Origin of the sequence: Bosea vaviloviae, assembly GCF_001741865.1 — a bacterium.
Lineage (GTDB): Bacteria > Pseudomonadota > Alphaproteobacteria > Rhizobiales > Beijerinckiaceae > Allobosea > Allobosea vaviloviae.
The window spans coordinates 6,041,676-6,053,440 of the sequence record NZ_CP017147.1 but is presented as its reverse complement, the minus strand read 5'-3'; the positions used below and the strand labels follow the sequence as shown (position 1 = coordinate 6,053,440).

General features: G+C 66.3%; 13 protein-coding genes and 1 other RNA gene. 11 read left to right on the top strand and 3 right to left on the bottom strand.

Annotation, left to right across the window (positions count from 1 at the left end):
- Positions 1-5: 5 nt before the first annotated feature.
- Positions 6-2,003, bottom strand: coding sequence for a transketolase (gene tkt / locus BHK69_RS28045; RefSeq protein ID WP_069692974.1), 1,998 nt, complete (start codon positions 2,001-2,003; stop codon positions 6-8).
- A gap of 324 nt (positions 2,004-2,327) precedes the next feature.
- On the opposite strand from tkt, the gene BHK69_RS28040 reads away from it, so the two are divergent.
- The 6 genes from BHK69_RS28040 (at position 2,328) to BHK69_RS28015 (ending at position 5,523) form a co-directional block, all read left to right on the top strand.
- Positions 2,328-2,627, top strand: coding sequence for a DUF4164 family protein (locus tag BHK69_RS28040; protein ID WP_244546312.1), 300 nt, complete (start codon positions 2,328-2,330; stop codon positions 2,625-2,627).
- 12 nt (positions 2,628-2,639) lie between these two features.
- Complete coding sequence (locus BHK69_RS28035; protein WP_069692972.1) at positions 2,640-3,008, top strand: cell division protein ZapA; 369 nt, start codon at positions 2,640-2,642, stop codon at positions 3,006-3,008.
- A 60-nt stretch (positions 3,009-3,068) separates the two neighbouring features.
- Complete coding sequence (locus tag BHK69_RS28030; RefSeq protein WP_083269725.1) at positions 3,069-3,590, top strand: YcxB family protein; 522 nt, start codon at positions 3,069-3,071, stop codon at positions 3,588-3,590.
- Between the two features lie 303 nt (positions 3,591-3,893).
- Positions 3,894-4,050: non-coding RNA, 6S RNA (gene ssrS, locus BHK69_RS28025), on the top strand.
- Positions 4,051-4,059: 9 nt separating this feature from the next.
- Positions 4,060-4,638: a 5-formyltetrahydrofolate cyclo-ligase gene (locus BHK69_RS28020; RefSeq protein ID WP_069692971.1), complete on the top strand. Its 579-nt coding sequence runs from the start codon at positions 4,060-4,062 to the stop codon at positions 4,636-4,638.
- A 57-nt stretch (positions 4,639-4,695) separates the two neighbouring features.
- Positions 4,696-5,523 (top strand): TIGR00282 family metallophosphoesterase, encoded by an 828-nt coding sequence (locus tag BHK69_RS28015; protein WP_069692970.1) that lies wholly within the window; start codon positions 4,696-4,698, stop codon positions 5,521-5,523.
- Positions 5,524-5,641: 118 nt separating this feature from the next.
- Here the strand turns inward: BHK69_RS28015 and BHK69_RS28010 are convergent, their stop codons facing one another.
- Positions 5,642-7,006 (bottom strand): globin-coupled sensor protein, encoded by a 1,365-nt coding sequence (locus tag BHK69_RS28010; protein ID WP_069692969.1) that lies wholly within the window; start codon positions 7,004-7,006, stop codon positions 5,642-5,644.
- Positions 7,007-7,258: 252 nt separating this feature from the next.
- Between BHK69_RS28010 and BHK69_RS28005 the strand changes: the two genes are divergently transcribed.
- Positions 7,259-8,008: a YebC/PmpR family DNA-binding transcriptional regulator gene (locus tag BHK69_RS28005; RefSeq protein ID WP_069692968.1), complete on the top strand. Its 750-nt coding sequence runs from the start codon at positions 7,259-7,261 to the stop codon at positions 8,006-8,008.
- A gap of 101 nt (positions 8,009-8,109) precedes the next feature.
- Here the strand turns inward: BHK69_RS28005 and BHK69_RS28000 are convergent, their stop codons facing one another.
- Positions 8,110-8,889, bottom strand: coding sequence for a sulfite exporter TauE/SafE family protein (locus BHK69_RS28000; protein WP_069692967.1), 780 nt, complete (start codon positions 8,887-8,889; stop codon positions 8,110-8,112).
- Between the two features lie 157 nt (positions 8,890-9,046).
- On the opposite strand from BHK69_RS28000, the gene ruvC reads away from it, so the two are divergent.
- The 4 genes from ruvC to ruvB are packed head-to-tail and all read left to right on the top strand — an operon-like array spanning position 9,047 to position 11,756.
- On the top strand, positions 9,047-9,562 hold the full coding sequence (gene ruvC / locus BHK69_RS27995; protein WP_069692966.1) for a crossover junction endodeoxyribonuclease RuvC: 516 nt from the start codon (positions 9,047-9,049) through the stop codon (positions 9,560-9,562).
- A 42-nt stretch (positions 9,563-9,604) separates the two neighbouring features.
- Positions 9,605-10,222: a Holliday junction branch migration protein RuvA gene (gene ruvA, locus BHK69_RS27990; protein ID WP_069692965.1), complete on the top strand. Its 618-nt coding sequence runs from the start codon at positions 9,605-9,607 to the stop codon at positions 10,220-10,222.
- Positions 10,219-10,707: a GNAT family N-acetyltransferase gene (locus BHK69_RS27985; RefSeq protein ID WP_069692964.1), complete on the top strand. Its 489-nt coding sequence runs from the start codon at positions 10,219-10,221 to the stop codon at positions 10,705-10,707. Before ruvA ends, BHK69_RS27985 begins: the two co-directional genes overlap by 4 nt.
- 26 nt (positions 10,708-10,733) lie before the next feature.
- A complete protein-coding gene (gene ruvB / locus BHK69_RS27980; RefSeq protein ID WP_069694029.1) occupies positions 10,734-11,756 on the top strand; it encodes a Holliday junction branch migration DNA helicase RuvB in 1,023 nt (340 codons plus the stop codon).
- The last annotated feature ends 9 nt before the right edge of the window (positions 11,757-11,765 follow it).

Below are 11,765 nucleotides of genomic sequence, written 5' to 3'. Positions count from 1 at the left end.
AAGCGTCAGGCGTTATGACGCTTCATCGCGGCTTCGACCACTGCGTCGGGCGTAATGCCGAAATGCTTGTAGACGTCCTTATAGGGGCCGCTCGCCCCAAAGGAGTGCATGCCGATGAAGCCGCCATCATGGCCGATCACGGCATCCCAGCCGAAACGGACGCCGGCCTCGATCGCGATCTTGATCGGCGCGGAGCCGATGATGGCGCTCTGCGTCGCCTCGTCCTGAGCCAGCAGCAGCTCGAGCGAGGGCACCGAGACGACGCGGGCGCGCACGCCCTTCTCGGCAAGGAGCTTGCGCGCCGCGACCGCGATCTCGAGTTCGGAGCCTGAAGCGAAGAGCGAGACCTGAGCCTTGCCGCCCTCGGCCGCGAGCAGTTCGTAGCCGCCCTTGGCCGAGCGGTTGGTCGCGGTCGCATCGGTGCGCAATTGGGCGAGGTTCTGGCGCGAGAGGGCGAGCACAGTCGGCCCCTTGCTGTTCTCCAGCGCGAACTGCCAGGCTTCGGCGGTCTCGATCGCATCGGCCGGGCGGAAGACATGCATGTTCGGCATGCAACGCAGCGAGGCGATCTGCTCGACCGGCTGATGGGTCGGGCCGTCCTCGCCCAGGCCGATCGAGTCATGGGTCATGACATAGACGACCGGCAGGCCCATCAGCGCGGCGAGCCGCATCGAGGGGCGGGCATAGTCGGCGAAGACCAGGAAGGTGCCGCCGCCGGTACGGAAGCCGCCATGCAGCGTGATGCCGTTCATCGCAGCGGCCATTGCGTGCTCGCGGATGCCATAGCGGACATAGCGGCCCTTAGGCGTCTTCGGCGTGAAATCCTCGGCGCCCTTGGCCCTGGTATTGTTGGAGGGGGTCAGGTCGGCCGAGCCCATGACCAGTTCGGGCATCACCGGCTCGATGACGTCGAGCGCGAGCTCCGAGGCCTTGCGCGTCGCGATGGTGACGGGGCTGGCGATCAGCGCCTTCTTATGGGCGAGGATCACCTTGTCGAGCTTGGCCGGGAGCTTATGGGCGAGACGGCGCTCGAACTCGGTGCGCTTGCGCTCGGAGAGCGCGGCGAAGCGCTCCTTCCATTCCTTGTGGGCGGCCACGCCGGCAGCGCCGAAGCCGCGCCAGGCCTTGAGCACATCGGCTGCGACCTCGAAGGGGCCGCCGGTGATGCCGAGCGCCTTCTTGGCAGCGGCAAGCTCTTCCGCGCCGAGCGGTTCGCCATGCGCCTTGGAGGTGCCGGCCTTCTTGGGCGCGCCGAAGCCGATCACGGTCTTGCAGGCGATCATGGTCGGCTTGTTCGATTTCTGGGCGCGGCGGATCGCGGCCTCGATCGCCTCGGGGTCGTGTCCGTCGACGCGCTCGGAGCGCCAGCCGCAGGCCTTGAAGCGTGCAACCTGGTCGACCGAGTCGGAGATCGTCAGCGGGCCGTCGATCGAGATGCCGTTATCGTCCCACATCACGATCAGCTTGTTCAGCTTCTGATGGCCGGCGAGCGCGATGGCCTCGTGGCTGATGCCCTCCATCAGGTCGCCGTCGGAGGCGAGCACATAGGTGTGGTGGTCGACGACCTTCTTGCCGAACTCGGCGGCGAGCATGCGCTCGGCCATAGCCATGCCGACGGCGGTGGCGAGACCCTGGCCGAGCGGGCCGGTGGTGGTCTCGATGCCGGCGGTCATGAAGTTCTCGGGATGGCCCGGGGTCTTCGACTCGAGCTGGCGGAATTTCTTCAGATCGTCGAGCTCCATGCCCGGCACGCCGGTGAGATAGAGCAGGGCGTAGAGCAGCATCGAGCCATGGCCGGCCGAGAGCACGAAGCGGTCGCGGTCGGGCCAGCGCGGATCGGCGGCGTCGTAATTCATGACGCGGGTGAACAAGACGGTCGCGACATCGGCGGCGCCCATCGGCAGGCCGGGATGACCCGATTTCGCCTGCTCGACGCCATCCATGGCGAGGGAGCGAATGGCGTTGGCGAGCTTGTCGTGCTGGCTCCGGTCGATCGATGTCATGGTATTTCAGGCTCCCGCCGGCGAATGGGGCAAGGCCGCGGCCGGCTCCCGTTCCAGGACGGGGCGACGGCGGTCGCGATGTATAATCTCGGCCGATTGCCGACCGGGCTCGATTAGGCTGCCGGGTCGACCTGAGTCAATTCGCTCCTCAGGCGTTTCGGCCATGCGAGGGGCAAGGCCGGGCCCGAGACGGCGGCTGAGCAACTGCGCGCAAGCCCTTGGGATCGGGCGGCTCCTGGCTGGACCTGCGATTCACGTTTCGCCCGCAGATGCGCTAGTGTCGCGAATCGAGTGAGCCGGCTTCGTTCTGAAGGAGGAAAGACGGTGGCGAGCCTGATGCTGGAGAATGCGCTCGCGCGCCTCGACGGCGCGTTGGGACAGCTTGAAGCCGCCGCCCGCCGCCGCATCGAGGCGGAACGCGGGCGCGCCAATCTCGAGACGGAACTGACCCTGATGCAGGACGACCGCGCCCGGCTCGCTGCCGAGCTTGACGGCGCCGTCTCTCGGCTCGGCGAGGTCGAGAGTGCTGCCACCGACGTCGATCAGCGGCTGGAGCGGGCGATGAACGTCATCGGCGCGGTGATCACGCGTGCGCAGGCCGAGATGCCTCATCTGGATCATTGAGCGGGGGCGACCATGCCGCAAGTCAACGTCACCATCGCCGGGAAGGCCTATCGCATGGCCTGCGGAGAGGGCGAGGAGCCGCATCTGGAGGGGCTGGCCCGGCTCTATGACGGCAAGATCGACGAGATGCGCCAGGCTTTCGGCGAGATCGGCGACATGCGCCTGCATGTGATGGCGGCGCTGATGGTCGCCGACGAGGTCTCCGAGCTTAGGCAACGCGTCGCCGCCATGGAGAGGCAGTTGACGGCGGTGCAGGGCGATGCCGGCGCGGCCGATCACCGCCTGAACGAGGTCGAGGATCGCGCGGCCGAGGCGCTGATGGCGGCGGCCGAGCGCATCGAGGGCGTTGCGCGCAGCCTGGTCCCAGCGCCTGTCGGCTGATATTGCCGGGCTTTCGCTCACGTTTCCGCGGCTGCCCGCGAAGCCGCCGGGAGTTCCTCAATGCCGGCTGACATGAACCGCTCGGTGAGCTTCACCCTGACGGCGGATGACTACGCGGCAGCGAACAAGCTGCATGTGCTGAATTTCTACCGGGACCTCTTCCGGCTCGCCATGATCGCCGCGGGGGTGCTGCTCTACGCGCTGTTCATCGTCTCCGACTATGCCAGCGGCTGGTCGTTCGGGACTTACGCCGCCATCGTTCACTTCTTCGCGTTCTGGCTGCTGCTGATGCCGTTCCTGAGCTATTTCCTGTTCGCGCCGGACATTGCGCGGAAGACTTTCCGAAAGCAGAAATCGCTCCAGCAGCCACTCACCTGGTCATGGTCGGAAGCGGGGCTGAAGGTGACGAGCGATGGCGGCGAGTGGCTGACGCCCTGGGATCACTATCTCAAGCGGGCGGAGAATGCCGAAATGTTGCTGTTCTATCAGGCGCCGCGCCTGTTCCAGATGGTGCCGAAACGCGTTCTGACGCCGGAGCAACTGGCCGAGCTGCGGGAGTGCGCCGATCGGGTGGCCGGATAGGGGCGGGGCCGGGGAAGCGGCTTCGCGCTTCCGGTCGCGGCGCGGGTCTATTTCGAGACGGAGTAACGCTAGAGCAGGATGCGAAAAAGTGGGAACCGGTTTTTCGCATCTTGCTCTAACTCTTCGATGAAAGACGGATTCAGATTTCAGACGGAGTTACATTGTGACTCCGTCTGAAATCATCCGGCTCTAGCGGAGCGCCATCCTCCGTGCGCTTCTCCCGACTGTGGACATCCGAACTGAAACGCGCTTCGGCAAAGATGCCCACTGGCGCTTTGCCGGCGCGCATCTTACATTGCTGATGCGGGGCTGCCTGGTGCGTGCGAGAACTGTATTCCCGGGCCCATACGACTCCCTAGGGAGCTGTCCCTGACCGGGTCCCTGGACCCGGACACACGGCGCCCACCTACTTTAGTAGGTGTCCCGGGATCGAAATCTCCACGGCCAAGGTGGCTCCGTACTTCCGATCATGACCAACGCACTCTCCGACAGCGCCGCCCACAGGAAAGCCGCCCTGCGCGAGGCCGCGCTGGCGCGCCGCGACGCGCTGGAGATCGACGACCGGCTGGAATGGGACCCAGTGATTGCCGAGCGGGTGCTGGCGCTGTCGGCCCTGTCGGGAGATGGCCCGGTCTCGGCCTATTGGCCGATGCGCTCGGAGGCTGATCCGCGACCGATCCTGGAGTCGCTGCACGCGCACGGCATGCCGCTCTGCCTGCCTGCCATCGTCTCGGGCGCGATGCTGTTCCGGCGCTGGGCGCCGTGGGAGCCGATTGTGCCGGGCGGATTCGGGACGCTTGTTCCCGAGCCTGGTCAAGCCGAGGTCAAGCCGAGGATTCTGCTGGTTCCGCTTGCCGCCTTCGATCGACGCGGCTTCCGCATCGGCTATGGCAAGGGTTATTTCGACCGGGCGCTGACCGAACTCGGTCCGGTCACGAGCATCGGCATCTCCTATGCCGTACAGGAGATCGAGGCGGTGCCAGACGAGCCGCATGATCGCAGGCTCGACTGGGTGGTGACCGAACGGGAAGCGATACGCTGCGGTTGATTCTGACGCGCATTCGCGCGACGGAGGACGCGTCGCAGCCATCCGAGTTCTCATCCCATGCGTTTTCTCTTCCTCGGCGATGTCGTCGGCCGCCCCGGGCGGGTCGCGGTGCAGGAGCGTCTGCCGGCCCTGCGCCAGCGCTGGAGCCTCGACTGCGTCGTGATCAACGGCGAGAACGCGGCGGGCGGCTTCGGCATCACCGAGGCGATCTGCGACGAACTGCTCGCGGCGGGTGCGGATGCGGTCACGCTGGGCAATCACTCCTGGGATCAGCGCGAGGCGCTCGTCTTCATCGAGCGCCAGGACCGGCTGGTGCGTCCCGCGAACTACCCGACGGGTACGCCGGGGCGCGGCGCGACCGTGATCGAAGCCGCCAATGGCGCGCGGGTGCTCGTCGTCAATGCGATGGGGCGCATCTTCATGGATGCTCTCGACGATCCCTTCGCCGCTGTGGCGCGGGAACTTTCGGCCTGCCCGCTGGGCGAGGTCGCGGATGCGGTGATCGTCGACTTCCATGCGGAGGCGACGAGCGAGAAGCAGGCGATGGGCTATTTCCTCGATGGCCGTGCGAGCCTCGTCGTCGGCACCCACACCCATGCGCCGACCGCCGATACGCGCGTGCTGCCTGGCGGCACCGCCTTCCAGTCCGATGCCGGCATGTGCGGCGACTATGATTCGGTGCTCGGCATGCACAAGGATGAGCCGGTCCGGCGTTTCCTGCAGAAGACGCCGGGCGCGCGGCTCGAACCCGCCAGCGGCGAGGGCACGCTGTCTGGAGTCGCCGTCGAAATCGACGATGCGACGGGGCTGGCGAAGGCGGTCTGGCCGGTCCGGCTGGGCCCGCATCTGAGCGAAGCGGTGCCTGTCGGCTGGGAGCGCGCCTGATCGGCGCTAGAGCATCGGCCCGAAAAGTGGGAACCGGTTTTCGGGACAAGCCGATGCAAGATCAAAGCTCTACAGTAGCAGACCGAAGACGATATTCGGTCTGATGCTGTAAGCTGTTTCAGGCGGCGCGATTGCGCTGCATCAGGTGATCGAAGGCGTCGGCAAGCGACGCGGCCTTGGCGGCCAATGTGCCGGCGAGGTTGAGCACGTCGCCGACGCTGCTGCCGGCCTCTTGCGCCATCAGGCTGACGCCGCTGACGCTTTGCGCCACCTCTTCGGTGCTCTGGGCAGCGAGATTGACGCTGCGGGCGATCTCCTGCGTCGCGGCTCGCTGTTCCTCGATGCCGCTGGCGACTGTGGCCGTGGTCTGGTCCATCTGCCGGACGAAGGAGACGATGCGCTCGATCGCGGCGACGGCTTCATGGGTCGCCAGCTGCATCGAGGGCACCTGGGCGGCGATCTCGTCGGTCGCCTGCGCGGTGCGGGCGGAGAGCTGCTTCACCTCGGTTGCGACGACCGCGAAGCCGCGCCCGGCCTCACCGGCGCGGGCGGCCTCGATCGTGGCGTTCAGCGCCAGCATGTTGGTTTGGGCGGCGATGGTGCGGATCATCTCGACGATGGAGCCGATGGTCTGCGCCGAATGCGCCAGGCTCTTGACGATGATGTCGGTCTCGAGCGCGGCGGCGTTGGCGTCATGGGCCATGGTGGCGGCGCGCGACACCTCGATCGCGACCTGATCGAGCGAGATCGACAATTCCTCGGCCGCGCCCGCGACGCTATGGACATTGGTCGAGGCGGCGTCGGAGGCCTGCGAGGCGACGATCGCCTGGGTGCCGGTGTCCTGGACCACGCCGTTCATGGTTTTGGCCATGGCCTCGACGGTGCCGGCGCCGGAATTCACCGCGCTGACGACCTCGCGCACGGTGATCCCGAAGGCGGCGAATTCGGCACTGACGCGCTCGCTGCTCTGGCGCTGCACCTCGGCATAGGTTTCCAGGAGCAGTTCGAGGTCGAGCTGGGCGGCCTTGTTGAGCGCGGCGCGCAGCGCGATGCGGCGGCGGAATTCCTTGCGGCGCCAGAAGCCGTTCATCGCCCGCAGCGCGTCGCGGTCGAGGCCCAGTTCGGCTCCGATCCGGTTCGAGACGATGGCGTGGCAGATGACGACCGCATAGGCAGGGACGCCGTGGTCATGGAAGGCGGCGGCGAGACGATGCGCCGATTCCATGAAGCCGTCGTCGAGTTCGCCCGAGGCCAGCTTGATCCAGTGGGCGAGGCGCAGGGCATGCACCTCGGGCAGGCGCAGCGCCCGCGCGGTTTCGGGCCAGGGCTCGAACTGGGGATGCAGCTCCTCCAGCAGCATGGGCAGCCGCGTCCTGGCGAATTGCGACTGCTGGCGCAGCAGTTTGAGGTCGAACGGCTCGATCTGGAAAGCGCGGAAACGCGTCTCCTGTTGGGCGATCGGGTTGCTGGAAAGAGTCGTCATGAAGTCCGGTTCTTCGCGCGCCTGATGTCGGCGCGCGAACGACTCTGCAAGCTCATGGCAAATATTGACTTAACAGAACCCCCAAGCGGGACGATCATGCGCAATTGCGGCTCGCCGGGGCCGTTGCGGCGGCTCTTGTCCCGGTGGCTTGCCTGTCGCCGAAGCCGGCGCTTATAAGGCCGGTCTCCCGCCACGGCCGCGAAAGACGGGCCAGGCGATGTGCGCAGACGTGACAGCAGAGGCTGAATTGCCATGGCCGGCCATTCCCAGTTCAAGAACATCATGCACCGCAAGGGCAAGCAGGACGCCGTGCGCGCCAAGCTGTTCTCGAAACTGGGCCGCGAAATCACGGTCGCCGCCAAGATGGGCATGCCCGATCCGAACATGAACCCGCGCCTGCGCATGGCCGTGCTGGCCGCGCGCGCCGAGAACATGCCCAAGGACAATATCCAGCGCGCCATCAACAAGGCGGCCGGCGGCGAGGGCGATAATTATGACGAAGTCCGCTACGAGGGCTACGGGCCGGGTGGCGCTGCCGTCATCGTCGAGGCGCTGACCGACAACCGCAACCGCACCGCATCCGCCGTTCGCTCCTATTTCACCAAGTCGGGTGGGGTGATGGGCGAGAGCAACTCCGTCTCGTTCATGTTCAACCGCGTCGGCGAGATCAGCTATCCGCTGGAAGCGGGCGATGCCGACAAGCTCATGGAAGCGGCGATCGAGGCCGGGGCCGACGATGTCATCAGCGACGAGAGCGGCCACACCATCCTATGCGCGTTTGACGCGCTGAACGAGGTCTCGAAGGCGCTGGAAGCGGCGCTAGGCGCGCCGGCATCAGTCAAGCCGGTCTGGCGGCCGACGACGACGGCTCCGCTCGACGAGGAAAAGGCCGCCTCGATGATGCGTTTGATGGAAGCACTCGACAATGACGATGACGTCCAGAACGTCTTCGCCAATTTCGAGATCGCCGACGAGGTGATGGCCAAGCTCGGCGCAGCCTGACGAACGGCTCGTCATTCTCGGGCTTGACCAGAGAATCTCAGGCAGAAAGAGGCTCATCCGGCAAGAGATGCTCGGGTCAAGCCCGAGCATGACGGTGTGGCTCAGCGCCCGATCAGCCCGTCCCATACCGGCAAGCTGACCAGCGCGCTCAGGAAAATGACGAGATAGGCGATGCGACGGAAGGCGGCGTCCGACGCCAGCCTGAAGCCATGCGTGCCGGCCCAAAGACCCACGCCATAGACGGCGCAGAGCGGCAGCGCCATCAGCGCGGCCCCGCTCGTGAGGATGCCGTTCAGCCACAGGATCGTGCCGCTGATCAGTGTCGATATGCCGAAGAAGGTTTGCAGATTGGCGCGTGTCTTGTGCTTGTCATTGCGCTGCGCGCCCAACCAGAACACTGCGAGCGGCATGCCGCCGATGCTCGCCATGCCGTTGAACAACCCCGACAGCACACCGACGCCGAGCGAAAGCGGGATGCCCGGCCGGCCGTGATAGCGCCAGCCCGAGGCCATCAGCGCGACGGCGGTGAGCACGAGCCCGGCCAGGATCCAGCGCATGGTCTCGCGATCGAGCCAGATCAGGAGCCAGATGCCGGCCGGCAGCGCCAGTGTCGCGGTGGCAAGCAGCGGCAACACCTCGCGCCATTCGGCGTTCTTGGCGCTGCGCGCCGCCAGCGGCAGCGCATAGGGCAGGTCGATGAACCAGATCAGCCCCAACGCCGCGACCGGCCCGAGCACGATGCTCGCCAGCGGCATGAAGACCATGGCGAAGCCGAAGCCGGTGAAGCCGCGCACGATTCCGCCGAGCGCTGTCGCTGCCAGCAGGATCGCCAGCCCGGAAGCCGAAATGCCGGGAAGGAGCGCGTTCAGGAGATCGTTCATCTGCAGAGGGCGAGAGAAGAAGAAAGTTCTCTTCGCACCAACATGTATCTCCGGCTGCGGGCAACCCTTTCCTTGTGATGCGATCGATGCGCGCTGATCATCGATCGTTAGGGCAGAGATGGAACAAAGGGTGTCCACGGTCTAGGCTCATCCTCACATGGCATCTCCGATTCGCATTCTTGGTCTCGATCCCGGTCTTCGGAAGACCGGCTGGGGCGTCGTCGTCTCGGAAGGCAGCAAGCTCAGCTTCATCGCCTGCGGCTGCGTTGAGAGCGACGGCACGCTTTCACTGGGCGAAAGGCTGCGGCAATTGCATGAAGGCATCGGCCGTGTGATCGCGACCTGGACGCCCGATGAGGTCGCGGTCGAGGAGACCTTCGTCAACCGCGACCCGCAATCGGCGCTGAAGCTCGGCCAGGCGCGCGGCATCGCCCTCGTTGTGCCGGCGCTGGCGGGATTGGCGGTTGCGGAATATGCGGCGAACCTCGTCAAGAAGACGGTGGTTGGCGTCGGTCATGCCGACAAGAAGCAGGTCCAGATGATGATCCGCGTGTTGCTGCCCAAGGCGGAGACAAAGTCTGCCGATGCGGCCGATGCGCTGGCGGTCGCGATTTGTCATGCCCAGCATCGCGGCATGCGAACCCTGGTCGCGCAGATGCGGGCCTCCGCGTGAGGCGCTACAGTTTGTATCCTGCTCTAAGCGGCGAGGCCTTCGATGATCGGTAAGCTCAAGGGCCTGATCGATTCTTATGGCGAGGATTTCGTCATCCTCGACGTGCAGGGCGTCGGCTATGTCGTGCAATGCTCGTCGCGGACCCTGCAGCGCCTGCCCAAGCCAGGTGAGGCGGCAGCGCTCTCGATCGAGACGCATGTGCGCGAGGATGCGATCCGGCTCTACGGTTTCCTGTCCGACAATGAGCGCGACTGGTTCCGGTTGATGCAGATGGTGCAGGGCGTCGGCGCCAAGGTCGCGCTCGCGATCCTATCGATCCTGGAGCCAGGCGCGCTGGCGACCGCGATCGCCACCAACGACAAGGCGGCTGTGGCACGCGCTTCCGGCGTCGGGCCCAAGCTCGCCCAGCGCATCTGCGCCGAGCTCAAGGACAAGGCCCCGGCCTTCGGCCATATCGATCCCGGTGTGGCGCAGCTCGCCGGCGCGCTGGAGGACAGGAAACTGCCGCAGCCGGTGGCGGATGCCGTCTCGGCGCTGTCCAACCTCGGCTACCCGCAGGCGCAGGCCGTGGCGGCCGTTGCGGCGGCGTCGCGGGCGGCGGGCGAGGGGGCCGGCACGGCGCAGCTCATCAAGCTCGGGCTGAAGGAATTGGCGAAATGAGCGCGCCCAGCGCCGGCATCATCCGCGACGTCGCGGACAAGAGCGCGTTCCTGGCGCTGATGATGGCGAGCTGGGGCTCGCACAGCATGATGATCGGCCTGCATGTCTATGACTGTGCCGAGCTCGATCTGCTCGGTGTCTTCGCGCCGGATGGCGAGGCGATGGCCTATGCGAGCTGGACCATGCGCGGCGATGTCGCGCTGCTCTGTGCGCTGCATTCCGTCGCTCAGGGGCAAGGCGCGGCCATTCAGCTTCTCGACGCGGTCAAGACTGCGGCCAAGGCCAGGGGCGCGGTCAAGCTGCGCGCCATGCTGACGAACGACAACCTGCCCGGCCTGGTTTTCTACCAGAAATGCGGCTTCCACTTCTCGGGGCTTTATGTCGAGGCGATCGACCACTATCGCTCGGTGGTCCCGACGATCATCAAGACGGGCTATCAGGACCTGCCCGTGCGCGACGCGCTCGAATTGGAGATTGAGTTGTGAGCGATGCGCCGCGCCGCCCCGGCCTGATGACCGCCGACCGTCGCGACGACGACAGCGAGAGCTCGCTGCGGCCGCTCTCGCTCGCCGATTTCACCGGCCAGGCGGCGGCGCGGGCCAATCTCCAGGTCTTCATCAACGCCGCCAAATCGCGCGGCGATGCGCTCGACCACGTCCTCTTCGTCGGCCCGCCAGGGCTGGGCAAGACCACGCTGGCGCAGATCGTGGCGCGCGAGCTCGGCGTCAATTTTCGCTCGACCTCGGGGCCCGTCATCGCCAAGGCCGGCGATCTCGCGGCGCAGCTCACCAATCTCGAGGAGCGCGACGTGCTCTTCATCGACGAGATCCACCGGCTCAGCCCGGCGGTGGAGGAAATCCTCTATCCGGCGATGGAGGATTACCAGCTCGATCTGATCATCGGCGAGGGGCCGGCGGCGCGTTCGGTCAAGATCGACCTGCCGAAATTCACCCTGGTCGGCGCCACCACCCGGGCCGGCCTGCTGACGACGCCGTTGCGCGACCGCTTCGGTATCCCGATACGGCTCCAGTTCTACACGGTCGAGGAGCTGCAGGGCATCGTCGCGCGCGGCGCCCGCGTGCTTGGCGTGCCGATGTCAGACGACGGCGCCAACGAGATCGCCAAGCGCTCCCGTGGAACGCCGCGCATCGCCGGGCGCCTGCTCAGGCGTGTGCGCGACTTCGCCATCGTCGATGGCGACGCCATCGTCACGCGCTCGGTCGCCGACAAGGCGCTGCATCTGCTCGATGTCGATGCGATCGGCCTCGACCAGATGGACAGGCGCTACCTCACCATGGTCGCGATCAATTTTGGCGGCGGCCCGGTCGGGATCGAGACGATCGCCGCCTCGCTCTCGGAGCCGCGCGATGCGATCGAGGAGATCATCGAGCCCTTCCTGCTGCAGCAGGGCTTCATCCAGCGCACCCCGCGCGGCCGGCTTCTGACGCCGCATGCATTCCGCCATCTCGGCATGCCGGAGCCGAACCGCGAGGCGGCGCAGTTCGGGCTGTTTGGAGATGGGGAAGAGGAGTGATGGCGCATC